Origin of the sequence: Aeromonas sp. R2-2, assembly GCF_040908355.1 — a bacterium.
Taxonomy (GTDB): Bacteria; Pseudomonadota; Gammaproteobacteria; order Enterobacterales; family Aeromonadaceae; genus Aeromonas; species Aeromonas veronii.
The window spans coordinates 70,170-92,068 of sequence record NZ_JBFODQ010000068.1 but is presented as its reverse complement, the minus strand read 5'-3'; the positions used below and the strand labels follow the sequence as shown (position 1 = coordinate 92,068).

The window sequence follows — 21,899 nt, the reverse complement described above, 5'->3', positions numbered from 1 at the left end:
AACGTGAGTGCTGTCATAGGCAAGGGGCGACGGGACTGTTTATACTGTTGCCCTTTCACCCGTTACCGAGCTTCGCCCAATGAAACCCTTCTCCCGTCTGCTGATTGCCCTGTGCCTCTCCCCCGTATTGGCGCAGGCTGCCCCTCTTTCTCAGGTGACGTTGCCCGATGGTCGGCAGGTTCAGCTCAACGACGACTTCACCTGGGAGTATCTGGTGGTTAAACCGGCCGAGTCCGTACAGGGCATGGCTGCTGATGGGAAGGCTGGGGCCGTGGTGGCCGTCGCTGCTCCGGTGCTGACCGATCAGGCCAAGGCCAATCCGGAACTGCTTGCCCAGATGGCGCGTGACGGTGTGGTGGTCAAGCTGGACAAGATCGAGGGATCTGACCCGCTGGTGCTGACCTTTATGGTGAGCAATACCGGCACCCGCAATGTGGTCGGGGTACGTGGCATGGTGACCCTGTTCAGTGCTGACGGAGTGCAGCTGAGCCGTCAGGAGGCCCGCTTCTGGGTTGCCGAGAATCGCCTGCCGGAGACCTATCTGCGCAAGGGGCAAGCCCGTCCGTCACTGGCCCTCGAGATCCCCCGTCCTGCCGGATTGACCGGTCAGCCGCTGGTGCGGGTCGAAATTGACGAGGTGGTCTTCCGCTGATTTGGCGTTGTTGCGGCCCATGCAAACCGTGTGGGTCGGCAACTTGTTGCCGCTGACACCCCCTGCAATATCTGCTTACATCTGACATGGTTCTGCAACAGCTTGCAGCTCGGCAAGCCGGGAACCTGATCGCACAATGACTCCATACCAGCTCGCTAGCAACGGGCCCAATCACATGGAGTTATCATCATGAAAAAAGCAACAGTCTCTCTTCTGGTTCTGGTCGGGTTTGCCTCTACTTCCGTCATGGCACAGGATGCCTTCAGCTATGCCAAGGGCGCGGCTACCTGGGCGCACACCAAATCCGACTATCTCAGCGGTACCTTCAGCAATGACAGCAAAGGAACCCGTGATTTTGGCGGTCTGAGCCTGGATCTCTCCAAGAGCTTCGGCTCCAATTTCTATGGTCGCGGCAGCACTGAATACACCTCTCGCAGCAACGGCAACGACAGCATGTCGATCTCCAGCATCGGTGTCGGTGTATTTACCCCGCTCAGCACAGGTCTGAACCTCTACGGTGAAACCGGTGTGACCGGCTACATGCTGGAGCGTGAACTTGCCAGCGATATCGCTAACAAAGGGTGGGATGCTGTTGCTCGCAAGGATAGCGGCAGCATGTACGGTGAAGTGGGCTTGCGCTACGACATCGGCGACATCGAGCTCTCTACCGCTTATCGCTACGCCAACATGACCGACGATATGCACGACTTCAAGGTGGGCGGTGCCTACAAGCTCAACCAGAACTGGGCGCTGACTGCCGATTACACCTATCGCAACTGGGATCTGCAAAAAGGTTCCATCTCCAGCCTGGGTGTGAAGTACAGCTTCTAATCCCCCTTCCCGTAGTCCGTAGTGTCTTGACTTTTACCCATGGCGTTCGCCATGGGTTTTTTCTTTTTCCGGTGATCCCTTTTTTCTCCTTGTGTCGTATCAGTCGCAAATAGTTATACAACTTTCATTTTTTTGTATAACTGCTATAACTGAATCAATGCTTATACAAGGAGCGTCATCATGTACAAGATTAAAGTCGGTATCAGTGCCTGCCTGCTGGGACAAGAGGTACGTTTCGATGGGGGCCACAAGCGCTCCAGCTTCTGTGAACGGGATCTTGGCGCTCACTTTGACTATCACCCCGTCTGTCCCGAGATGGCCATCGGTCTGGGGGCGCCCCGCGCCGCCATCCGGTTGGTCAAGCGCCACGGCGAGATCCGCGCCGAGGCGAGCAACGGCAGTTTCGATGTCACTGAAAAGCTGATCGCCTTCAGCGAGCAGAAAGCCCGTCAGCTCGACTTTATCTCCGGCTATATCCTCTGTGCCAAATCCCCCAGCTGTGGCATGGAGCGGGTCAAGGTCTATGGCGCCAACAACGAGGGGAGTGCCAAGGAGGGGATTGGCCTCTTTGCCAAGGCGTTGATGGAGGCCAACCCCCTGCTGCCGGTAGAGGAAGATGGCCGCCTGTGCGACCCCATCCTGCGGGAGAACTTCGTGCTGCGGGTCTTCGCCTACCACGACTGGCAGCAACTCTGCGCCCGCGGTATTACCGCCTCTGCGCTGATCCGCTTCCACTCCCGCTACAAGTATCTGGTGCTCTCCCACGCCACCACCCACTACCGGGCGCTCGGCAAGCTGCTTGGCAATCTGGGCAAGTCCACCAATTTGCAGGAGGTGGCCGAAAACTACATCAAGGGATTGATGACCGCGCTGACCCTGCGGGCCAACCGTCGCAGCCACACCAATGTGCTGATGCACCTGCAGGGCTACTTCAAGCGGGTGCTGACCCCGGCCCAGAAGCAGGAGCTTGCCGATACCATCGACAAGTACCGCACCGGCATCTTCCCTTTGCTGGTGCCGCTGACCCTGATCCGCCACTACCTGCGCGAGTACCCCAATCCCTATCTTGCCGAGCAGGTTTATCTCAATCCGCACCCCGATACGCTCAAATTGCGCTACGGGCTCTGAGAATTCTGTTTTGTGCGGTCGAGCAGGTCTATCTCGACCTTCATCCCAACACGCTAAAACTGCGTTACGGGCTCTGAATCCGTTCTGTTGCCCCGGCGCATGGTTTGCGCCGGGGAGCCTTACCCCTCTGTTTGATGGACGTTGTCATGTCTGATTTATCGCAAGAAGTTGCTCCTCTCGCTGATGAGGGGATCTACCCCATTCGCGAGGTCTCCCGCCTCACCGGCGTCAACGCCGTGACCCTGCGTGCCTGGCAGCGCCGCTACGGTCTGGTGCAACCGGCCCGCACCGAAAAGGGCCACCGCCTCTACAGCGAGCAGGATATTCGCCAGATCGGCGAGATCCTGAGCTGGCTGGAGCGGGGAGTGAGTATCGGGCAGGTGAAGGGGCTCCTGAGCGAACCCCATTCTGAGCCGGTGAGCGATCACTGGCAGCAAACCCTGGAGCAGTTCAGTCAGGCGCTGATTGCCTTCAACCAGCGCAAGGCGGAGTCCGAGCTTAACGACCTGCTGGCGAGCTACCCGTTCGAGCTGGTGCGCAGCCGGGTACTGCAACCGCTGGTGGAGCGGCTGCTGGGGCTGTGGCGTGAACGGCCCGATGGCGAGCTGCTGCAACAGGTGTGGCTGGGCTGGCTCCATACCCGCTTCGCCCGCCACCTGATCGAGCAGGAGAAGGGCGTGCCGATCACGCTGGCGAGTTGGGGGCAAGTCGGCCCCCTCGATCTGGTCTGGGCCGCCTACGAGTTGATCGGTCAGGGTTATGAGGTGCAACTGCTGGGGGCGGTCGAGCCGCGCCATGCCAGCCTGCTGGAGGGGCGTGCCGTTACCCCCTGGCTGGTATTGCTGGGGGCAGGGCTTGGCAAACAGGAGCTGGCCGCCGAGTGGCCCGCAGGCACGCGCCTGTTTGGCGAACTGGGTCGTCTCTACGACGATGAGTGGCTGAAAGCACACGGCTGGCAGGCGAGCCTTGCCGAGCTGATGGCGAACGCACCTGCTGCGGCTGGCGCCAGCGGACGCGGGAGGAAAAAATCATGAAACTGGTCTGGTTTCGCAACGATCTGCGCCTTGCCGACAACCCGGCGCTGCGGCATGCCTGCGCCGGTGATGGACCGGTCGCCGCGCTCTTTATCATCTCTCCTACCCAGTGGCGGCAGCACAAAATGGCCCCCATCCGTCAGCGCTTTATGTTGGCGCAGGTGGATGAGTTGGGCCGCGAGCTGGCGGTGCTCGGCATCCCGCTCCATCTGCTGCGAGTGGAGACCTTTGCCGAGGCGCCCGCTGCGTTGGCAAACCTCTGCCGCGAGCAGGGTGTGACCCAGCTCTATGCCAATCAGGCTATCGAGATCGATGAGCAGCGTCGCGACCATGCCGTCAGCGCCGCGCTGGCTGAGCAGGCGGTGAGCTGTCACTGGTTCAACGGCTGTTGCGTATTGCCGCCGGGGCGGGTGCTGACCGGCTCGGGTGAGATGTTCAAGGTGTTCACCCCCTTCAGCCGAGCCTGGCTCAAGGCCCTCGATGAAGAGGGGTTTGTCATTCATCGGGCGCCGACACCGCGTGGCGAGTCGTTGCCGTGGCAGCCGCTGGCCGAGCGGGAGTGGGTTGATGCAGCGCTCGGCGAGCTGACGCCTGATCCACGCTGGCTGGTGGGGGAGGCGGAAGCCCGGCGCCGTTTGAACGATTTTCTGGAGCAGGCGGTGCTCGACTATGGCGAGACCCGGGATTTTCCTGCCATCGCAGGCACGTCCGTGCTCTCCCCCTATCTGGCGGCGGGCATCATCAGCCCGCGTCAGTGCGTGGCGGCGCTCCAGCAGCGGCTGGGCTATCGACCCCAGTCGAAAGCCCAGCCCGGCTTTGTCTGGCTCAATGAGCTCATTTGGCGTGAGTTCTATCGCCACCTGCTGGTGCTAATCCCGACCCTCTCCATGAATCGCCCCTTCAAACCAGAGACGGCGGCCTTGCCGTGGAGCTGGGATCCGGATGCCTTCGCCGCTTGGTGCGAGGGGCGTACCGGCTACCCCATCGTCGATGCGGCGATGCGCTGCCTCAACGCTACCGGCTGGATGCACAACCGGCTGCGGATGATAGTGGCGAGTTTTCTTACCAAGGATCTCCATATCCACTGGCGGCTCGGGGAGGATTACTTCATGAGTCGACTCATCGACGGGGATCTGGCGGCCAACAACGGCGGCTGGCAGTGGGCTGCGGGCACCGGCGCCGACGCAGCGCCCTATTTTCGGGTATTCAACCCCACCACTCAGGGGCAACGATTTGATCCACAAGGGGAGTTTATCCGTACCTGGGTAACTGAACTGGCCGATATTCCCGCCGCTTATGTGCATCAGCCCCACGACTGGCTGCGACTCAAGGGGCGACAGGATTATCCGGCACCCATGGTGGATCACGCCGTTGCCCGGGTGAGAGCCATCGAGATGTTTCGCTCTCTGGAGAAATAGGATGAACGAGCCGCTGGCCCGCTTTATTGGCCTCTATCAGCAACTGGACAGACAGCAGTTGCACCGCTTGCCCGAGGTCTATGCCGAACAGGTGGTCTTTACCGATCCGGCCCACCGTATCGAGGGGCTGGCGGCCCTTGGCGACTATTTTGCCGCCCTCTATCAGCGCCTCGCCTACTGCCGTTTCGTCATCACCAGTCAGCAGCAACAAGGGCAGCAGGCCTGGCTCGGCTGGACCATGACCTTCTCTCACCCCAGATTGCGTGGTGGTGAGCCGGTGACGGTGGAGGGGGCCACCCGCCTCGAATTCGACGAGGCGGGCAAGGTGTGCCAGCACCGGGACTATTTTGACCTGGGCGCCATGCTCTACGAGCAGTTGCCGCTGCTTGGGCCCGTCGTGCGCACTATCAAGATGAGGCTTGGCGCATGAGCGGCCGGGTGCTTATTACAGGCGCGACCTCCGGCATCGGTCGTCAACTGGCACTGGATTACCGGCGGGCAGGCTGGCAGGTGTGGGGCTGTGGCCGCGATGGCGAACGGCTGCAGGCGCTGGGGCTGGATGGCGTCACGCCGCTGCAGTTCGATGCCCGGGATCTGGCCGCAATGAGCGGGGTGGCTGCTACGCTGCCATCCCTTGATCTGCTGATCCTCAACGCAGGCAACTGCGAGTACATGGATGTGGCGGAGGGGTTTGACAGCGAGCTGTTTGCCCGGGTGATCGACACCAATCTGACCGCCACCGGTCATGCACTGGCCGCCTTCTTGCCGCTGCTCGGGGCGGGATCGCGCCTTGCCATCGTCAGCTCGTCGGTGAGCTGGCTGCCGCTGCCGCGGGCCGAGGCTTATGGCGCTTCCAAGGCAGCCCTCGACTATCTGGCGGATACCTTGCGCCTCGATTTGGCCAGCAAAGGGATCGGAGTAACCCTGATCCGCCCCGGCTTTGTCCAGACGCCGCTCACCGCCAAAAATGATTTTCCCATGCCCTGTCTGGTGACGGTGGAAGAGGCCTCCCGCGCCATCATGGACGGGCTGACCACCGGTCGTCACCAGATCCACTTTCCCCGCCGTTTCATCTGGTTGCTGCGCCTGCTTGGTGCGCTGCCGGTGGGGCTCTGGCTGCGCCTTGGCCGCGCACTCGTATCGAAAGGAAGCCATTCATGAAGAAAAATATCGCCATCGTCGGTTCAGGGATCTCGGGGCTCACCGCCGGTTTTCTGCTCCACAAACTCCATGACATAACCCTGTTCGAGGCGGCGCCGACTCTGGGCGGCCATACTGCGACCGTCGATGTGAATCAGGCTGGCCGCAGCTATGCCATCGACACCGGCTTTATCGTCTTCAACGATCGCACCTATCCCAACTTCTTGAAGTTGCTGGCGCGGATCGGCATGGCGCGCCAACCGGCCGAGATGAGCTTCTCGGTAAAGAGCCCGGAGGGGCTGGAGTATAACGGCCATAACCTCGATACCCTGTTTGCCCAGCGCAGCAATCTGTTGAGCCCCCGTTTCTACGGCTTTGTCGCCGAGATTTTGCGGTTCAACCGGGAGGCTCGGGCCTGGCTGGCAGATGGTCAACATCAGGGTGCTGGCCCCGAGCTGACCCTGGGAGACTTTCTGCTGGCGGGGGAGTTTAGTGACTACTTCGCCCGCCACTACATCTTGCCGATGGGAGCGGCGATCTGGTCATCGACTCTGGCCGATATGCGCGCCTTCCCCCTTGGCTTCTTCCTGCGCTTTTTTGCCAACCATGGCCTGCTGGATGTGGCCAATCGCCCCCAGTGGTACGTGATCCCGGGTGGCTCGCGGGAATATATCGGCCCCCTTACCGCGGGTTGGCAGTCGCAGATCCGCCTCGCCTGTCCGGTGCAGAGCGTACGGCGGGACGCGGACGGCGTGGTGATCCTGAGCAGTTACGGTGAGGAGCGGTTTGACGAGGTGATCTTCGCCTGCCACAGCGATCAGGCGCTGGCGCTGCTGGCGGATCCCGGCGAGCGGGAGCAGGCCATCCTCGGCGACATGCCCTATCAGGCCAACGATGTCTGGCTCCATACCGATGCGCGCTGCCTGCCCACTCGTCGCAAGGCATGGGCCAGCTGGAACTATCAGCTCGATGGCAATGACGAGGCGCGGCCACTGGTGAGCTACAACATGAACATCCTGCAGGGGGTTAACTCGCCGGAGCCCTTCTGCGTCAGCCTCAACCCCAAGGGCAAGGTGGATGAGAGCAAGGTGTTGCGCCGCTTCGTCTACCACCATCCGGTGTTCAATCAGGCCTCCATCGCCGCCCAGCAGCGACGTGCGGAGATCTGCGGCCAACAGCACACCCACTTCTGCGGCGCCTACTGGTACAACGGCTTCCATGAGGATGGGGTACGCAGCGCGCTGGATGTCGCCAGGCGCTTCGGAGCCGAGCTATGAACGGCGCCACTGTGGCCACCGAACATGAGGGGGCCAACGAACTGGCCGGTGTCACCAGCGCCATCTGGCAGGGTTCGGTGCGCCACCGCCGTTTTGCGCCGCGGGCTCACACCTTCTCCTACAGCCTTTTTATGCTGGGACTGGATCTCGACGAGCTGCCGCAGCTCGATCAGGGGCGCTGGTTCGGTGTGGAGCGGGCTGGGCTGCTCTCGTTTCACCGCCGTGACTATCTCAAGGGGAGTGAGGGGAGCCTCAAGCAGGCGGTGTGGCAGAAGGTGAGCGAGCTGGGTGGCGATGCCGAGCCCGAGGGGCGGGTACTGCTGCTCGGCAATGTGCGCTGTCTGGGCTTCTACTTCAGCCCGGTCAACTTCTACTTCTGCTACCGGCAGGGCGAGGCACGCTATCTGCTGGCAGAGGTGTCGAACACCCCCTGGAATGAGCGTCACTACTACCTGCTGGATTTGGCGGCGCTGGCGCCCCATGACAAGGATTTTCACGTCTCCCCCTTTATGGGGCTGGCGATGCGCTATCACTGGCGGATCAGACCGCCCGCGCAGGAGACACTGATCCACATCGAGAGTCATCCCGTATCCGGTGAAGCCAAGCTGTTTGACGCAACCCTGGCGCTCACTCGCCAACCCTTGTCGCGCAAGGGGCTGGTGGCCCTGCTGGCCCGCTGGCCCTGGATGACCATGAAGGTGCTGCTCGGGATCTACTGGCAGGCCCTGCGTCTATTTATCAAACGAACCCCGATTTTTACCCATCCGGAGAGCCGCTAATGGAACTTGCTCAATCAACCCTCTCTGCCTCTTTCATCGACAAGGGGGCAAGACAACTGCTGCTCAATCTGCTGGGTCGCCTGGAACATGGCCAGCTGCTGCTGTGGGATGGCGGTGAGCGCCACAGCTTTGGCGTCGCGGTTACCGATCTGCATGCCGAACTGGTGGTGCAGGATCCTGCCTTCTATCGTCGCCTGTTGCTGGGGGGAAGCATTGCCGCCGGAGAAACCTGGGTGGAGGGGCTCTGGACCAGCCCGGATCCGGTGGCGCTGGTGCGGCTGCTGGCCCGCAACCTGACCCTGCTTGACTCCCTCGAGCGGCGCCTCGGCTGGCTCAGTTTCCCGTTCAACAAGGTGCGCCACTGGCTCAACCGCAATACCCTGACCGGTTCGCGCTCCAACATCGCCGCCCACTACGATCTCGGCAATACCCTCTATCAGGGGTTTCTCGACAGCCATATGCAGTACTCGAGCGCTATCTATCCGAGCGCCGAGGCCACTCTCGAAGAGGGGCAGCAGGCCAAGCTGCGTACCATCTGCGAGCGGTTGGAGCTGGGCCCTGACGATCATCTGTTGGAGATCGGCACCGGCTGGGGTGGCCTCGCCGTCTATGCCGCCCGCCACTATGGCTGCCGGGTGACGACCACTACCATCTCCCGGGCCCAGCATGACTATGCCAAGGAGTGGATTGCGCGGGAGGGGCTGGGGGATCGCATCACCTTGCTGCTGGAGGATTACCGCAAGCTGGAGGGCACCTATGACAAGCTGGTCTCCATCGAGATGATCGAGGCGGTGGGGCACGCTTTCCTGCCCGACTATTTCCGCCAGCTGTCGCGGCTGCTCAAACCCGGTGGCCGTCTGCTCATTCAGGCCATCACCATCGCCGATCAGCGCCACGCCCAGTATCTGCGCGGGGTCGATTTTATCCAGCGCTACATCTTCCCCGGTGGCTGCCTGCCCAGCGTCTCCCAGATGGCGGGGTTGCTGGCGCGGGAGACTGACATGCAGCTGGTGCGGTTGCATGATCACGGCCATCACTATGCCCGCACCCTGGCTCACTGGTGCGAGCGGTTTCTGGCGCTGGCTCCCGAGCTGCCCAAGCTCGGTTACAGCCAGGATTTCATCCGGCTGTGGCACTTCTACTTTGCCTATTGCGAGGGGGGATTCTGGGAGCGCACCATCAGTCTGGTGCAGCTGGAGGCCGCCAAGCCGGGGCCCGCTGGCTGGTCGGGTGATGTGCCAGTAAGCGGTCACTGACCATGTGGCAGTGGGCTCACCTGCTGGGGTTCAACCTCTACTGGTTGCTGGCGGTGAAGTGGCAGCAGCCGGGCCCGCTGCTGGCAATCTTGCTGCTGCACTTTCTCTTCTCACCCAGCCGCCAGCGTGACTGGCGGCTGCTTCCCATCGCGGTCGTCGGCTGTCTGCTGGATGTCCTGCTCTGGCAGCTCGGCCTGTTCCGGTTTCCTTCCGGTTTTCCCCTCTGGCTGGTGCTGCTCTGGCTTGGTTTTGCTCTCACCCTCTCCCATGGATTGCGCTGGCTGTTGCGCTTGCCTCGCTGGCAGCAGGCGCTGTTTGGCGTATTTGGCGGTGCTTCCTCCTATGTGGCGGGGGCCGCCATGGGGGCAGTAAACTTACCCTGGGGCATCTGGATCAGCACGGCGCTGCTGGCAGTGATCTGGATGTGGTGGTTACCCGTACTCCTGTGGGTAATGGTCAAGCTGGAGGGTGAGTCATGACAAACACCTTTTCGACCGACTCGTTGCTTTTTTCCAAATGGACCAAAGAGAGCCAGCATGAGCTCACTGATCGCTTCTATCTGGTGGTTGCCTGCCAGCGGGATGCGCAAGGTCGGCTGGTGCAGGTGGTGATGCAGGATATCAACACCCTGCAAGAACAGGAGATGGACTGGCATGAACTGGAAGACCCCAACCACTGGCATATGGGGTGGAATTAACCCGCTACTGCTGGCGTTTACGCTCTTGGCTGCAACCGCAGTGCAGGCTTCTGCCGCCCCCTGGCAGCAGCTGCGCCCGGTCGGGCAGGGGGAGATGAACTGGCTCTGGTTCAAGCTCTACGATGCCACCCTCTACAGTGTGAGCGGGCGCTATCAGCCCGGTCACTATCCGCAGGCCCTGACCCTCACCTATGCCAGATCCATCGAGCGGGAAGATCTGTTGAGCGCCACTGCCGCCGAGTGGCAGCGACTCGGTCTTGGCTCCGACGCCGAACGTCAGCGCTGGCTCGGCCAGCTCGCTGCACTCTGGCCCGATGTGCAGGCAGGCGACAAGCTCACCTTCTATGTCGACAAGGGCGGGGCAGGCCACTTCTGGTGGCAGGAAAAACCCCTCGGCACTCTGGCCGATCCGCAATTCTCGGCCGCTTTTCTCGCCATCTGGCTGGCTGACAACAGCCGCGATCCTGCCCTGACCCGCCGCCTGCGTGGCCAACCCTGAACATGGAGTCTCTGATGCCTTTCTATCGTGCATACCGCTGGTTGCTGTTGCTCCCCTTTTTGCTGCTGAGTGGCTGTGGTGCCAGTCTCGATGACTATCGGGGGCAGGGGCCAAACTGGGATCTCGCCCGTTTCTTCAACGGTAAATTAGTGGCTCACGGCTTGGTAACCGACCGCAGCGGCGAAGTGACCAGTCGCTTTCGGGTCGAGATGGTGGGTTGTTGGAAGGATGGCAAGGGAGAGCTGTTCGAGCAGTTCTACTTTGATGATGGCCGCCAGCAGACCCGTACCTGGTATCTGAGCAAGGGGGTTGACGGTCACTGGCGAGGTACTGCTTCCGATGTGGTGGGAGAGGCGGTGGGTAAAAGCGAAGGGTTCGCCCTCAACTGGCGTTATCAGCTCGATCTGGCGCTGCCGGATGGCGAGGTGGTGCGGGTGAGCTTCGATGACTGGATGTACCTGTTGGACGAAGAGCGTCTGATCAATCGTGCCGAGATCAGCAAGTTCGGTATCCATCTTGGCGAGGTGATCCTCTATATCGAACGTCAGCCCTGACCGTTAACGCAAGATAACGGCCAGTAAAAAGCGCGCCGATGGCGCGCTTTTGTTTACCGAAAAACCAGAGTCATCAGATGATGCGGTTCTCTTCCAGCATCTTGCGACGGGCCTCTTCCTTGGCCATCTTCTTCTTGCGGTTGTCACAGGGTTCCGGGCAATCGCACTCTTTCTCGATGCCGACACTACCCAGACCGCCACAGGAGCCGGAGATGGTCTTCTTCTGGAAGATGTAACCGATAGCCATGGCGGCTATCACCAGCATGAATACCCCGAAGGTGATCAGAAAAATCTGCATCTCTACCTCTTACTTCTTGACCAGATAGGGCTTGAAGGCATCGGAGTAAGCCTCTTCAAAGCCGTTGTCCGTCTTGGTGATCACGAAGATCGCCAGGCCGCGCTCGTTGGCATAGGCCAGGCTCTTCTCGGTCCCCATCACCATAAACACGGTGGCCAACCCGTCTGCGGTCATGCAGGAGGGGTGGATCACGGTGACCGATACCAGACGGTGCTGGATCGGCTTGCCGCTGCGCGGATCTATGGTGTGTGAGAAGCGCTGACCATCCAGTTCATAGTAGTTGCGGTAATCGCCGGAGGTGGCCACCCCGTTGTCACCGGGCACGATCACCTCTTGCACCGTGCCGGTGCCTGCGGTGGGCTTCTCGATGGCGACGCGCCAGGGGTGACCCTTGCCGTTGACACCATTGATCCGCAGCTCGCCACCAATCTCCACCAGATAGTTGCGCGCACCCAGTGACTCCAGATACTCGGCTACCTTGTCCACACCAAAACCCTTGGCGATGGCGGAGAGATCAACGTAGAGGTCGGGAATGTCTTTTTGCAGGGTGTCGGCATCCACCGAGGTGATGACGTGCAGGTTGCCCAGACCGGTCTTCTGGCGAGTCTGGGTGATCAGCTCGTCGGAAGGGACCTTGGTCGGCTTCTTGTCCGGGCCAAAGCCCCACAGATTGACCAAGGGGCCAACGGTGACGTCCAGCGCCCCCTGGCTCTCACGGCCAATGTGAATGGCCTCTGTGACGACCCGTGCGGTATCGCGGGAGACCACTACCGGTTTGTTGTCACGGCTCTGGTTGAAGCGCGACAGTTCGGAATCGGGGCGATAGGTCGACATCTGATCGTTGACCCGCTCCAGCAACACATCCACCTCAGCTTGAAGCTTGGCCGGATCGCTGATGGCGCTGTCCGCCACCTTGATGGAGTAATAAGTGCCCATGGTGCTGCCGGTGATGTGGATCTCCGGTTTGGATTGGACCGTCTCCTGACCGCACCCAGTCAAGAAAAAGGCTAGCCCGAAGGCTAGCCAGGTCTTTACAACACTGTGCATGGATTAACCACCAAAGTCATCCAACAGGATGTTTTCGTCTTCAACGCCCAAGTCTTTGAGCATGTTGATGACGGCAGCGTTCATCACCGGAGGTCCACACATGTAGAACTCGCAATCTTCCGGAGCTTCGTGGTTCTTGAGATAGTTCTCGTAGAGCACGTTGTGGATGAAGCCGGTGTAGCCGTCCCAGTTGTCTTCCGGTTGCGGATCAGACAGGGCGACGTTCCAGGTGAAGTTCTCGTTCTCGGCGGCGAGCATGTCAAAGTCTTCGACATAGAACATTTCGCGCTTGGAACGGGCACCGTACCAGAAGCTCATCTTGCGCTTGGACTTCAGGCGACGCAGCTGGTCGAAGATATGGGAACGCATCGGCGCCATACCTGCACCACCACCGATGAATACCATTTCGGCATCGGTGTCCTTGGCGAAGAACTCACCGAACGGACCGGAGATAGTCACCTTGTCGCCAGCCTTCAGGCTGAAGATGTAGGAGGACATCTGTCCCGGAGGGGCAGTCCAGTTGCTCGGGGGCGGGGTCGCGATACGCACGTTCAGCATGATGATGCCGAACTCTTCCGGATAGTTGGCCATGGAGTAGGCACGGATGATTGGCTCATCGACCTTGGACTCCAGCTCAAAGATCTTGAAGCGATCCCAGTCACCGCGATACTCCTCGGGAATATCGAAGTTCTTGTAGTGCACGTGGTGAGCCGGGGCTTCAATCTGGATATAACCACCGGCGCGGAACGGTACGCTCTCGCCATCGGGGATCTGCAGCTTGAGCTCCTTGATGAAGGTGGCCTTGTTATCGTTGGAGATAACAGTACATTCCCACTTCTTCACCCCGAAGATCTCTTCCGGCAGTTCGATATCCATGTCGGAGCGAACGGTAACCTGACAGGCCAGGCGCTCGCCATGACGGGCTTCGCCCTTGCTGATGTGATCCAGTTCGGTCGGCAGAATGTCGCCGCCACCGGATTTCACCCGTACCTTGCACTGGCCGCATGAGCCACCGCCGCCACAGGCGGAGGAGACGAAGATACCGCTGCCAGCCAGCACGCCGAGCAGCTTGCCACCGGCCGGGCTGGTCACAGCCTTGGCCGGGTCACCATTGATGCTGATTGTCACGTCGCCCGCGGTCACCAGCTTGGACTTGGCGAACAGAATGACTGCCACCAGTGCCAGCAGGATCACGGTAAACATGACCACACCCAAAATAATTTCCATCTATCGTTCCTTTCTGATTGCAGGAAAGCCGATTACAGGGAGATACCAGAGAAGGACATGAAGCCCAGCGCCATCAGACCGGCGGTGATGAAGGTGATGCCCAGACCGCGCAGGCCTTCCGGAACATCGGAATACTTCATCTTCTCGCGGATACCAGCCAGCGCAACGATCGCCAGCATCCAGCCTGCCCCTGAACCCACACCGTAGACCACAGACTCCATGAAGTTGTAGTCACGCTGCACCATGAAGGAGACGCCACCGAAGATGGCGCAGTTCACGGTGATGAGCGGCAGGAAGATACCCAGCGCGTTGTAGAGTGCCGGGAAGTACTTGTCCAGCGCCATCTCCAGGATCTGTACCAGTGCTGCAATCACACCGATGAAGGTGATGAAGCTCAGGAAGCTCAGATCCAGACCGGATACCAGAGCGCCATCTTTAAGCACGTAGTTGTAGATCAGGTTGTTGGCAGGAACCGCGATGGTCTGCACCACAATAACGGCAATACCCAGACCCATGGAGGTCTTTACTTTCTTGGACACCGCCAGGAAGGTACACATCCCCAGGAAGAAGGAGAGTGCCAAGTTTTCGATGAAGATCGATTTAATCAACAGACTCAGATAGTGTTCCATACCTTAATCCTTCGCCTCCACCTGCTTGGGATCCTTGGTGCGAACGCCCCAAATGATCAGACCAATGATGAAGAATGCACTCGGCGGCAGCAGCAGCAGGCCGTTGGGCACATACCAGCCACCGTTATTCACCAGCGGCAGCAGCTCGATGCCGAACCAGGTGCCGGAGCCCAGCAGTTCACGCACGGTCGCGACGCTCAGCAGAATGGCGCCATAGCCCAGACCGTTGCCGATACCATCCAGGAAGGAGGGCAGCGGGGCACTCTTCATGGCGTACGCTTCGGCGCGGCCCATTACGATACAGTTGGTGATGATCAGACCCACGAAGACCGACAGTTGCTTGGAGATGTCATAGGCATACGCCTTGAGCACCTGGTCAACCACGATAACCAGTGAGGCGATGATCGCCATCTGTACGATGATCCGGACGCTGTTCGGGATCTGGTTGCGGATCAGGGAGATGAACAGGTTTGAGAAGGCGGTGACCGCCATGACCGCGAGGGTCATTACAAACGCAGTTTTCATCTGGCTGGTAACCGCCAGTGCAGAACAGACACCCAGCACCTGCAAGGCGATGGGGTTGTTGCCCAGCACAGGCGTCAACAGCAACTTCTTCATTTCGCTCTTGTCAGCCATTGTTGATTTCTCCTGCACGAACCTTGGCCAGGAAAGGACCGAAGCCCTTGGGACCCATCCAGAAGTCGAAGGTATGCTGTACGCCGTTACCGGTCAGAGTGGCACCGGAGAGACCATCGATCTCGTGCTCGGAGCCCGCCGGAGCATGGCCCTTGATGACGCGCAGCGCCGGCATGCCATTCTGGTCGAACAGTTTCTTGTCCTTGAACAGCGCCTGCCAGGCCGGGTTTTCGATCTCGCCACCCAGACCCGGTGTTTCACCGTGGTCATAGTAGGTGATGCCCTTGATGGTCTGGCCATCAGCGGCAACGGCGACGAAGGCATACATGGTCGACCACAGACCCTGACCGTAGATGGGCAGGATGATGCTGTCGATCTTGCCTTCGGCATCCTTGGCGAAGAATACCGGGATCTGCTTGGAGATCTGACGCAGGCTGGCCTTGTCGTCAGCGGCGGCAAGACGGATGCTGCGGGCCGGATCTTTGGCTGCCTGCTTGGTGTCGAAGTTGTCGGCATCGCCGTCAACAAAGTCACCGGTCGCCAGATCCACCAGACGCGCTTCGATCTTCTCGCCGTACAGTTTGGCCAGGTCGCGCTTGGCCACTTCGCTCACATCCACACCGGCTACGGCGAGAATGTTGCTTTGCTTGTCCAGCGCCTTGTTTTCCTGCTGGGTAGAACGCAGGCCCACAGCGGCAACGGATACCACGATGGAACAGGCCAGACAGAGGCCGGTGACCACGCTGACGGTGCCGAGGGTTGAATCTTTATTAAACGCCACGAGCAATCCTCCGCTTGATGTTTGCCTGAGCGACGAAGTGGTCAAACAGGGGAGCAAACAGGTTCGCAAACAGAATGGCCAGCATCATGCCTTCCGGGAACGCAGGGTTGACCACGCGAACCAGCACGACCATTACGCCGATCAGGGCGCCATACCACCACTTGCCTTTGTTGGTAAAGGCTGCGGAGACAGGGTCGGTCGCCATGAAGGCCATACCGAAGGCGAAGCCACCCAGTACCAGATGCCAGTGCCACGGCATGTTGAACATGGGGTTGGTATCGGAACCGATGACGTTGAACAGCAGGGAGGTGGCGATCATACCGATCATCACGCCGGCGATGATGCGCCAGGAGGCGATGCGCATGTAGACGATCATGGCGGCACCCAGCAGAATCATCAGGGTAGAGACTTCACCGATGGAACCCGGCAGGTTACCCAGGAAAGCGTCCATCCAGCTGATAGCCTGGCCGGTTGCACCGTTGATCAGCGCCATCTGGCCGCCTTGGGCCCACTGGCTCAGGGCAGTCGCGCCGGAGAAGCCGTCAACGGCAACCCATACGGCGTCACCGGAAATCTGGCCCGGGTAGGCGAAGAACAGGAACGCACGACCAGCCAGCGCCGGGTTCAGGAAGTTCTTGCCGGTACCACCGAACACCTCTTTGGCCATCACCACACCGAAGGTGATACCCAGCGCAGCTTGCCACAGGGGCAGCTCGGGCGGCACGATCAGGGCAAACAGGATGGAGGTTACGAAGAAGCCTTCGTTGATCTCGTGTTTGCGCACCATGGCGAACAGCACTTCCCAGAAACCACCGACAAAGAAGACGGTGATGTAGATCGGGAAGAAGTGGGTGGCGCCGATCAGCATCTTGCTGCCGATACCGGCTACAGCCGGATCGAGGGAGGCGCCCAGCATGGTAGCCAGGGCATATTGCCAGCTGCTGGCACCAGCAGCCGAGCCCATGTGGGCAATGGCGGCAATCGCCTGGTTACCAACGTTGTACATGCCCCAGAACATGGCCGGGAACACGGCCAGCCACACCATGATCATCATGCGCTTCAGATCGAGCGCATCACGAACGTGGGAGGCGTTGCGGGTAACGCTACCCGGGGTGTAGAACAGGGTGTACGCCGCTTCGAACAGGGCATAGTACTTGGCGTACTTTCCACCCGGTTCGAAGTGGTGTTCCATATTTTCAAGAAGTTGCTTGAAACTCATCGCTTAACCTTCCAGTTCAATCTTGGTCAGGCACTCACGCAAGATCGGGCCGTACTCTGTCTTGCCGGGGCAGACAAAGGTACAGAGCGCCAAATCTTCCTCATCCAGCTCCAGGCAGCCCAGTGCTTGCGCACCGTCGGTATCGCCGGAGACCATGTCCCGCAGCAGCAGGGTCGGCAGGATGTCGAGTGGCATCACCCGCTCATAGTTGCCGATAGGCACCATGGAACGGTCACTACCGTTGGTAGTGGTGGTGAAGTTGATCAGCTTGCCCTTCATCAGATGAGAGAGGGTGGTACGGGTGATAGAGAACTTGTTGGCGCTGGGGTTGATCCAGCCCAGGAACTCTTTCTCGCGACCTTCACCCAGCACGCAAACCTGATTGTGGTAGCGTCCCAGGTAGTCGTGAACACCTTCGGCTTTGGCACCACTCAGGATAGAACCGGAGATGATACGGTTTTCGTCGGCACGCAGCTCATTGTTGGTGAGCTGACTGATGCAGGCGCCCAGACGGGTACGCAGCAGACGCGGCTTGAGCACGTTCGGGCCAGCCAGCGCGATCACCTTGTCAGTGAAGATCTGACCGGTGGTGAACAGCTTGCCGAATGCAATCACATCCTGATAGTTGATGTGCCACTGCACCTTGGTGCTGCTGACCGGATCCAGGAAGTGGATATGGGTACCCGGCAGACCGGCAGGGTGCGGACCAACGAAGATCTCTTCCTTGACCTGAGCCAGCGGAGAGTGGGGCAGACTGCCTTCGCCTTTACAGACGTAGACTGCGCCGTCGGTCAGGCGGGTCAATACGGCCAGACCATCGAGGAAGGCCTGCGGCTGTTCCTTGATAATCAGCTCGGCATCGGCTGCCAGCGGGTTGGTGTCCATTGCAGTCACAAAGATGGCGCGCGGGGCAGACGCTACCGCGGGGACTTTGCTGAACGGACGGGTACGCAACGCAGTCCACTGACCTGATGCGACCAGGATCTCTTGCACCTTGCTGCGCTCGAGCTTGGCCAGCTCGGCAGAGGCAAAATGCTCAAACGTCACCTGTTCATCGGAACCGTCCAGGTCGATGACCACAGACTGGAGAACACGTTTGGCACCACGGTTGATCTCTGAAACCACACCGGTGGCAGGAGCTGTGAATTTAACGCCCGGATTCTTCTTGTCTTCAAAAAGATCCTGACCTTTGATGACGCGATCACCTACTTTGACGAACATAGTAGGTCGCATCCCCACAAACTCCTCGCCCAGTGTCGCAACACGGGTGATGGCGGGGCCATCGTAGATTACTTGCTCTGGCGCACCCAGCACGGGGATGTCCAGTCCTCTTTTGATTGTAATCATACTTACTTGCACTACCGTTACGGGAGAGGTTGGTTAGCGCCGAGAAATACATCACGACGGGTGGTTGAATGAGTCGATGTTGTGGTTGTGCCAGGTGGGCAGGCTCAACAATTATTCAACATGCAGGCTCACTCAAAAGCGCTTGAGTTTACCACTTAAGGTGCATTTTCTGCCATGCCAAATGGGCAAAATCCCCGTGCCATCACAAAATTAACCTGCAATGAATAAGCCCCTGACACCTTGTAAGTAGTGGTTTTAAAGGTTTTTTTATTTCGATACCTCGATAGGGGTATTTGCCTTTGTCTCCACTATCAACAAAAAGCCTTGATGCCGAAATATACCCCCTTGGATGTAGCCTTTTCGGGGCCAATGGGGGAAATATGTTTAATTTTTGTTGGCAGGTTCTCGAGGGGAATCCTGTGGTACAACCGGTTTCAGGAGAGTGACGGTTTGCCAACGCAGCTCGGGGTGCGTGGGGCATGGCCTTTTTCCTGCCACTCGGTCTCGGTGTAGGTATGCAGTGCCAGTGCATGAACGGCACCGGCCAGCTCGTCGGCCAGCACCGCATTGACCTGACGATGACGGGCCAGCAGCCGCTGCCCTGCAAATTGCTCGCTGACGATCACCACCTTGAAGTGGCTCTCAGATCCCGGTTCCACACGGTGCATGTGGCTCTCGTTGATTACCTCCAGCACGGAGGGGGAGAGGGCTACGGTCAGCTTGGCTTCAATCAGTTGTTGGATGGTCATCGGATCGGCTTCCAGAGTGAATGTCGGGCTATTCTATCGGCAGTCGCGGGATGGAATAAGCCCCCGTAAGAGGGAAATCACCCGTCAGTTGCCCCCTTGATGCGCATCGAACTGGTGAAATTCCTGCTCCTCGCTAGAATAGCGCCACTTTGCGTCGCCCCTGGCGCCTGTATACACGAATCAAGCCGAGGTTGGACTCTTCCTATGCAAACCCTTCTCGACACTCCCCATTGCCAGCTCACGCTCTACCGCTATCCGCGCCAGAGTCAGGAGACCCTGCAAGCCTGGGATGCGGCTGACGAATATCTGATCAACACCCTGGCGGAGTCTCCCCTCGAGCAGGCGGGCCCCGTCATCATCATGAATGATGGCTTTGGCGCGCTGGCCGCCTATCTGCATCCGCACTCCCCCTGCTGCGTCACCGACTCCTACATCAGTGAGCGGGCGACCCTGGCCAATCTGGCCGAAAACGGACTGGATGCAGGCGGGCTCCGCTTGCAGGATGCGCTGGCGCCGCTGCCCGATGCCCCTGCGTTGGTAGTGATCAAGGTCTCCAAATATCAGGCACTGCTGGAGCAGCAACTGCTGGCATTGCGTGCGGTGGTGACACCGGCAACCCGCGTTATCGCAGCCGGCAAGGCGAAGGATATTCATACCTCCACCCTCAAGTTGTTCGAGAAGTATTTGGGGCCTACCCGTACCTCGCTGGCCTGGAAGAAGGCGCGCCTCATTCACTGCGAGCCGCAGGCAGAACGTCCCGCGCTGGCCAACCCCTTCCCGACTGTCTGGCCGCTGGAGGGGAGTGGCATGCTCATCCACAACCATGCCAATGTCTTCTCGCGCACCAGTCTCGATATCGGAGCCCGCTTTATGCTGGACAACCTGCCCATCCACAGTGCCCGCAAGGTGATCGATTTGGGCTGTGGCAACGGGGTGCTGGGTCTGTCGCTGCTCGCCAAAGACAGCGAGGTGGAGGTGACCTTTATCGATGAATCCTATATGGCAGTCGCCTCGGCACAGCTCAACGTCGAGCACAATCTGCCCGATGCACTGCCGCGCGCCCGCTTTATGGTCAATAACTGTCTCGACGGGGTGGCGGTCGGCTCGGCGGATCGGATCCTCTGCAACCCTCCTTTCCATCAGCTACAGGCGATCACCGATCATATCGCTTGGCAGATGTTCAGCGATGCGCACCGGGTGTTGCCTCAAGGGGGTGAACTCTGGATAGTAGGCAACCGTCATCTGGACTATCACAACAAACTCAAGCGCTTGTTTGCCAACGCACAAGTCGTTGCGTCGAACAGCAAATTCGTTATTTTGAAAGCCATCAAACGCTAAAGCCAAAGGAAACCATGATGAAAAAGTCACTCTTGCTGCTGGCCGCCCTGATGCTGGGCGGGTGTGCCACTCATTGGCCGGAGACAGCGCTGCTCAATCCGCAGGTGATCCCCGCCAACCAGCAATACTACTCTGGCAATCGCATCACCATGGAAGGGGTGGACAAGCGTGAGGCTGCCTACGTCTTCTCCATCAAACATAAAGAGAAAGCGCCCGTGCTGGTCAACAGCGAGCGTCCGCTCAACCTGCTGATGGCCGAGCGGCTGGCCGAAGGGCTGCGCAGCCAGGGTCTGGAAGTGGGCAACAGTGGCACCACCAACCTGACGCTGGTGATCTCCAACGCCGCAGTCAATGTGGAAGAGAAGACCTTTACCTATGTTACCAAATCCCGCGTCAGCCTGCAGGTGATCGCCGATTTCCAGGGCAACCGTCTGACCAAGCAGTTCAACATGTCCTCCAGCAAGGAGAGCCCGAGCGAGCCAAGCATGGCCGACCTGGAGTCTACACTGAACCTGCAACTGGGTAGCGTGCTGCAGCAGATCATGGCGGATGATGCGCTGCGCGGTTACCTGAAAGGTCAACCGAACGGTGCAGGGGTCTGATGATGAAAAAACTCTGGTTGCTGGCCATGCTGATCGCCCCGCTGGCGTTCGCGGGCCCGAAAGTCAGAATGGAGACCAACCACGGCAATATCGTGGTGGAGTTGGCGTCCAAGCAGGCGCCCCAGACGGTGAAGAACTTCCTGCGCTACGTGGCTGATGGCAGCTATGACGGCAGTATCTTCCACCGGGTGATCCAGGATTTCGTGGTGCAGGGTGGGGGTTACAACCAGCAGTTCCAGCAGTTGCCGACTTATGAGCCTGTGGTCAACGAGTCGCGTGGCGGTCTGCCCAATAAGCGTGGCTCCATCGCTATGGCCCGCACCCAGGCGGTCGACAGCGCTACTCGCCAGTTCTACTTCAATCTGGTCGACAACAATAACCTCAACGCCGGTGGCGCCGCGGGTTATACCGTGTTCGGTCAGGTGGTTCAGGGGATGGAGGTGCTGGACAAACTGGCTCAGGTACAGACCGGTTACAGCCCCATTTTGCGCGCCAACGATGTGCCGACCAGTCCCATCATTCTGAAGAAGGTGGTCTTGCTGGCTGAAACTCCGGCAGACAAGAAAGTCGACAAGAAAGCGGGCAAGTAACTCTCACCGGACGCGGTTCGTCAACTCGCCCTCGTCAGGTTACAATACAAGGCTCATCCCGTTCGGGATGGGCCTTTTCTCTATCCGGACTTCTTTTGCCTATCTCTTTGCTCGCCTTGGCTATCTGCCATCAACCTGCCAAAATGACGCACTTTTCCAAAGTCGTCAGGT

At 59.5% G+C, this 21,899-nt stretch carries 26 protein-coding genes; 17 read left to right on the top strand and 9 right to left on the bottom strand.

The annotated features are described in order from the left end of the window. The first annotated feature begins 79 nt into the window (after positions 1–79). The 14 genes from AB5Z09_RS14195 (at position 80) to AB5Z09_RS14130 (ending at position 11,265) form a co-directional block, all read left to right on the top strand. Positions 80–652 (top strand): DUF3157 family protein, encoded by a 573-nt coding sequence (locus AB5Z09_RS14195; protein WP_058058236.1) that lies wholly within the window; start codon positions 80–82, stop codon positions 650–652. Positions 653–841: 189 nt separating this feature from the next. After that, positions 842–1,483, top strand: a complete 642-nt coding sequence (locus AB5Z09_RS14190; RefSeq protein ID WP_227095940.1) for an autotransporter — start codon at positions 842–844, stop codon at positions 1,481–1,483. Positions 1,484–1,663: 180 nt separating this feature from the next. Beyond that, on the top strand, positions 1,664–2,611 hold the full coding sequence (locus AB5Z09_RS14185) for a DUF523 and DUF1722 domain-containing protein (RefSeq protein WP_157161273.1): 948 nt from the start codon (positions 1,664–1,666) through the stop codon (positions 2,609–2,611). Positions 2,612–2,757: 146 nt separating this feature from the next. Then, positions 2,758–3,645: a MerR family transcriptional regulator gene (locus AB5Z09_RS14180; protein ID WP_368195527.1), complete on the top strand. Its 888-nt coding sequence runs from the start codon at positions 2,758–2,760 to the stop codon at positions 3,643–3,645. Then, entirely contained in the window at positions 3,642–5,063 is a 1,422-nt protein-coding gene (gene phrB / locus AB5Z09_RS14175) for a deoxyribodipyrimidine photo-lyase (RefSeq protein ID WP_368195526.1), read from the top strand. Before AB5Z09_RS14180 ends, phrB begins: the two co-directional genes overlap by 4 nt. Before the next feature lies 1 nt (position 5,064). Beyond that, on the top strand, positions 5,065–5,493 hold the full coding sequence (locus AB5Z09_RS14170) for a nuclear transport factor 2 family protein (RefSeq protein WP_157161270.1): 429 nt from the start codon (positions 5,065–5,067) through the stop codon (positions 5,491–5,493). Further along, complete coding sequence (locus tag AB5Z09_RS14165; RefSeq protein ID WP_157161269.1) at positions 5,490–6,224, top strand: SDR family NAD(P)-dependent oxidoreductase; 735 nt, start codon at positions 5,490–5,492, stop codon at positions 6,222–6,224. The genes AB5Z09_RS14170 and AB5Z09_RS14165 overlap by 4 nt, the downstream gene beginning before the upstream one ends. Further along, a complete protein-coding gene (locus tag AB5Z09_RS14160) occupies positions 6,221–7,480 on the top strand; it encodes an NAD(P)/FAD-dependent oxidoreductase (protein WP_368195525.1) in 1,260 nt (419 codons plus the stop codon). Before AB5Z09_RS14165 ends, AB5Z09_RS14160 begins: the two co-directional genes overlap by 4 nt. Then, positions 7,477–8,259 carry a DUF1365 domain-containing protein gene (locus AB5Z09_RS14155; RefSeq protein ID WP_368195524.1) on the top strand — a complete coding sequence of 261 codons (783 nt, stop codon included), beginning with the start codon at positions 7,477–7,479 and terminating at the stop codon, positions 8,257–8,259. The genes AB5Z09_RS14160 and AB5Z09_RS14155 overlap by 4 nt, the downstream gene beginning before the upstream one ends. After that, positions 8,259–9,515 (top strand): class I SAM-dependent methyltransferase, encoded by a 1,257-nt coding sequence (locus AB5Z09_RS14150; protein ID WP_368195523.1) that lies wholly within the window; start codon positions 8,259–8,261, stop codon positions 9,513–9,515. Before AB5Z09_RS14155 ends, AB5Z09_RS14150 begins: the two co-directional genes overlap by 1 nt. Positions 9,516–9,517: 2 nt before the next feature. After that, positions 9,518–9,994: a DUF2878 domain-containing protein gene (locus AB5Z09_RS14145; protein WP_368195522.1), complete on the top strand. Its 477-nt coding sequence runs from the start codon at positions 9,518–9,520 to the stop codon at positions 9,992–9,994. Then, a complete protein-coding gene (locus AB5Z09_RS14140) occupies positions 9,991–10,212 on the top strand; it encodes a TIGR02450 family Trp-rich protein (protein WP_019445887.1) in 222 nt (73 codons plus the stop codon). Before AB5Z09_RS14145 ends, AB5Z09_RS14140 begins: the two co-directional genes overlap by 4 nt. Then, complete coding sequence (locus AB5Z09_RS14135) at positions 10,169–10,711, top strand: chalcone isomerase family protein (protein ID WP_236352939.1); 543 nt, start codon at positions 10,169–10,171, stop codon at positions 10,709–10,711. Before AB5Z09_RS14140 ends, AB5Z09_RS14135 begins: the two co-directional genes overlap by 44 nt. Before the next feature lie 14 nt (positions 10,712–10,725). Further along, on the top strand, positions 10,726–11,265 hold the full coding sequence (locus tag AB5Z09_RS14130; RefSeq protein WP_236352938.1) for a DUF3833 domain-containing protein: 540 nt from the start codon (positions 10,726–10,728) through the stop codon (positions 11,263–11,265). A 73-nt stretch (positions 11,266–11,338) separates the two neighbouring features. Here the strand turns inward: AB5Z09_RS14130 and nqrM are convergent, their stop codons facing one another. The 9 genes from nqrM to AB5Z09_RS14085 all read right to left on the bottom strand — a co-directional run bounded on the left by nqrM (position 11,339) and on the right by AB5Z09_RS14085 (position 19,198). Beyond that, on the bottom strand, positions 11,339–11,563 hold the full coding sequence (gene nqrM, locus AB5Z09_RS14125) for a (Na+)-NQR maturation NqrM (RefSeq protein WP_005338668.1): 225 nt from the start codon (positions 11,561–11,563) through the stop codon (positions 11,339–11,341). Positions 11,564–11,572: 9 nt separating this feature from the next. After that, positions 11,573–12,610 carry an FAD:protein FMN transferase ApbE gene (locus AB5Z09_RS14120; RefSeq protein ID WP_005338666.1) on the bottom strand — a complete coding sequence of 346 codons (1,038 nt, stop codon included), beginning with the start codon at positions 12,608–12,610 and terminating at the stop codon, positions 11,573–11,575. 3 nt (positions 12,611–12,613) lie between these two features. Then, positions 12,614–13,837 carry an NADH:ubiquinone reductase (Na(+)-transporting) subunit F gene (gene nqrF, locus AB5Z09_RS14115; protein WP_005338656.1) on the bottom strand — a complete coding sequence of 408 codons (1,224 nt, stop codon included), beginning with the start codon at positions 13,835–13,837 and terminating at the stop codon, positions 12,614–12,616. Positions 13,838–13,869: 32 nt separating this feature from the next. After that, positions 13,870–14,466 carry an NADH:ubiquinone reductase (Na(+)-transporting) subunit E gene (nqrE, locus tag AB5Z09_RS14110; RefSeq protein WP_005338645.1) on the bottom strand — a complete coding sequence of 199 codons (597 nt, stop codon included), beginning with the start codon at positions 14,464–14,466 and terminating at the stop codon, positions 13,870–13,872. Between the two features lie 3 nt (positions 14,467–14,469). After that, positions 14,470–15,102, bottom strand: coding sequence for an NADH:ubiquinone reductase (Na(+)-transporting) subunit D (locus tag AB5Z09_RS14105; protein WP_005338644.1), 633 nt, complete (start codon positions 15,100–15,102; stop codon positions 14,470–14,472). Then, positions 15,095–15,883 (bottom strand): Na(+)-translocating NADH-quinone reductase subunit C, encoded by a 789-nt coding sequence (locus tag AB5Z09_RS14100; RefSeq protein ID WP_005338643.1) that lies wholly within the window; start codon positions 15,881–15,883, stop codon positions 15,095–15,097. Before AB5Z09_RS14100 ends, AB5Z09_RS14105 begins: the two co-directional genes overlap by 8 nt. Next, entirely contained in the window at positions 15,873–17,102 is a 1,230-nt protein-coding gene (locus tag AB5Z09_RS14095; RefSeq protein ID WP_005338642.1) for an NADH:ubiquinone reductase (Na(+)-transporting) subunit B, read from the bottom strand. Before AB5Z09_RS14095 ends, AB5Z09_RS14100 begins: the two co-directional genes overlap by 11 nt. Positions 17,103–17,105: 3 nt before the next feature. After that, positions 17,106–18,449: a Na(+)-translocating NADH-quinone reductase subunit A gene (locus AB5Z09_RS14090; RefSeq protein ID WP_005349684.1), complete on the bottom strand. Its 1,344-nt coding sequence runs from the start codon at positions 18,447–18,449 to the stop codon at positions 17,106–17,108. 434 nt (positions 18,450–18,883) lie between these two features. Continuing rightward, entirely contained in the window at positions 18,884–19,198 is a 315-nt protein-coding gene (locus AB5Z09_RS14085; protein WP_021230324.1) for a BolA family transcriptional regulator, read from the bottom strand. Positions 19,199–19,402: 204 nt separating this feature from the next. On the opposite strand from AB5Z09_RS14085, the gene AB5Z09_RS14080 reads away from it, so the two are divergent. Genes AB5Z09_RS14080 through AB5Z09_RS14070 form a run of 3 tightly spaced genes read left to right on the top strand, consistent with a single transcriptional unit; the run spans position 19,403 to position 21,728 of the window. Further along, a complete protein-coding gene (locus AB5Z09_RS14080; protein ID WP_323887230.1) occupies positions 19,403–20,536 on the top strand; it encodes a methyltransferase in 1,134 nt (377 codons plus the stop codon). Positions 20,537–20,553: 17 nt separating this feature from the next. Continuing rightward, entirely contained in the window at positions 20,554–21,138 is a 585-nt protein-coding gene (locus AB5Z09_RS14075; protein ID WP_005349692.1) for a YajG family lipoprotein, read from the top strand. A gap of 2 nt (positions 21,139–21,140) precedes the next feature. After that, entirely contained in the window at positions 21,141–21,728 is a 588-nt protein-coding gene (locus AB5Z09_RS14070; RefSeq protein ID WP_050547831.1) for a peptidylprolyl isomerase, read from the top strand. Positions 21,729–21,899: the final 171 nt, after the last annotated feature.

What these genes read in the sequence shown, in the direction of transcription:
- AB5Z09_RS14195 (WP_058058236.1), top strand. Translation starts at nt 80, where the DNA reads ATGAAACCCTTCTCCCGTCTGCTGATTGCCCTGTGCCTCTCCCCCGTA.
- AB5Z09_RS14190 (WP_227095940.1), top strand. Translation starts at nt 842, where the DNA reads ATGAAAAAAGCAACAGTCTCTCTTCTGGTTCTGGTCGGGTTTGCCTCT.
- AB5Z09_RS14185 (WP_157161273.1), top strand. Translation starts at nt 1,664, where the DNA reads ATGTACAAGATTAAAGTCGGTATCAGTGCCTGCCTGCTGGGACAAGAG.
- AB5Z09_RS14180 (WP_368195527.1), top strand. Translation starts at nt 2,758, where the DNA reads ATGTCTGATTTATCGCAAGAAGTTGCTCCTCTCGCTGATGAGGGGATC.
- phrB (WP_368195526.1), top strand. Translation starts at nt 3,642, where the DNA reads ATGAAACTGGTCTGGTTTCGCAACGATCTGCGCCTTGCCGACAACCCG.
- AB5Z09_RS14170 (WP_157161270.1), top strand. Translation starts at nt 5,065, where the DNA reads ATGAACGAGCCGCTGGCCCGCTTTATTGGCCTCTATCAGCAACTGGAC.
- AB5Z09_RS14165 (WP_157161269.1), top strand. Translation starts at nt 5,490, where the DNA reads ATGAGCGGCCGGGTGCTTATTACAGGCGCGACCTCCGGCATCGGTCGT.
- AB5Z09_RS14160 (WP_368195525.1), top strand. Translation starts at nt 6,221, where the DNA reads ATGAAGAAAAATATCGCCATCGTCGGTTCAGGGATCTCGGGGCTCACC.
- AB5Z09_RS14155 (WP_368195524.1), top strand. Translation starts at nt 7,477, where the DNA reads ATGAACGGCGCCACTGTGGCCACCGAACATGAGGGGGCCAACGAACTG.
- AB5Z09_RS14150 (WP_368195523.1), top strand. Translation starts at nt 8,259, where the DNA reads ATGGAACTTGCTCAATCAACCCTCTCTGCCTCTTTCATCGACAAGGGG.
- AB5Z09_RS14145 (WP_368195522.1), top strand. Translation starts at nt 9,518, where the DNA reads ATGTGGCAGTGGGCTCACCTGCTGGGGTTCAACCTCTACTGGTTGCTG.
- AB5Z09_RS14140 (WP_019445887.1), top strand. Translation starts at nt 9,991, where the DNA reads ATGACAAACACCTTTTCGACCGACTCGTTGCTTTTTTCCAAATGGACC.
- AB5Z09_RS14135 (WP_236352939.1), top strand. Translation starts at nt 10,169, where the DNA reads ATGAACTGGAAGACCCCAACCACTGGCATATGGGGTGGAATTAACCCG.
- AB5Z09_RS14130 (WP_236352938.1), top strand. Translation starts at nt 10,726, where the DNA reads ATGCCTTTCTATCGTGCATACCGCTGGTTGCTGTTGCTCCCCTTTTTG.
- nqrM (WP_005338668.1), bottom strand. Translation starts at nt 11,563, where the DNA reads ATGCAGATTTTTCTGATCACCTTCGGGGTATTCATGCTGGTGATAGCC.
- AB5Z09_RS14120 (WP_005338666.1), bottom strand. Translation starts at nt 12,610, where the DNA reads ATGCACAGTGTTGTAAAGACCTGGCTAGCCTTCGGGCTAGCCTTTTTC.
- nqrF (WP_005338656.1), bottom strand. Translation starts at nt 13,837, where the DNA reads ATGGAAATTATTTTGGGTGTGGTCATGTTTACCGTGATCCTGCTGGCA.
- nqrE (WP_005338645.1), bottom strand. Translation starts at nt 14,466, where the DNA reads ATGGAACACTATCTGAGTCTGTTGATTAAATCGATCTTCATCGAAAAC.
- AB5Z09_RS14105 (WP_005338644.1), bottom strand. Translation starts at nt 15,102, where the DNA reads ATGGCTGACAAGAGCGAAATGAAGAAGTTGCTGTTGACGCCTGTGCTG.
- AB5Z09_RS14095 (WP_005338642.1), bottom strand. Translation starts at nt 17,102, where the DNA reads ATGAGTTTCAAGCAACTTCTTGAAAATATGGAACACCACTTCGAACCG.
- AB5Z09_RS14090 (WP_005349684.1), bottom strand. Translation starts at nt 18,449, where the DNA reads ATGATTACAATCAAAAGAGGACTGGACATCCCCGTGCTGGGTGCGCCA.
- AB5Z09_RS14085 (WP_021230324.1), bottom strand. Translation starts at nt 19,198, where the DNA reads ATGACCATCCAACAACTGATTGAAGCCAAGCTGACCGTAGCCCTCTCC.
- AB5Z09_RS14080 (WP_323887230.1), top strand. Translation starts at nt 19,403, where the DNA reads ATGCAAACCCTTCTCGACACTCCCCATTGCCAGCTCACGCTCTACCGC.
- AB5Z09_RS14075 (WP_005349692.1), top strand. Translation starts at nt 20,554, where the DNA reads ATGAAAAAGTCACTCTTGCTGCTGGCCGCCCTGATGCTGGGCGGGTGT.
- AB5Z09_RS14070 (WP_050547831.1), top strand. Translation starts at nt 21,141, where the DNA reads ATGAAAAAACTCTGGTTGCTGGCCATGCTGATCGCCCCGCTGGCGTTC.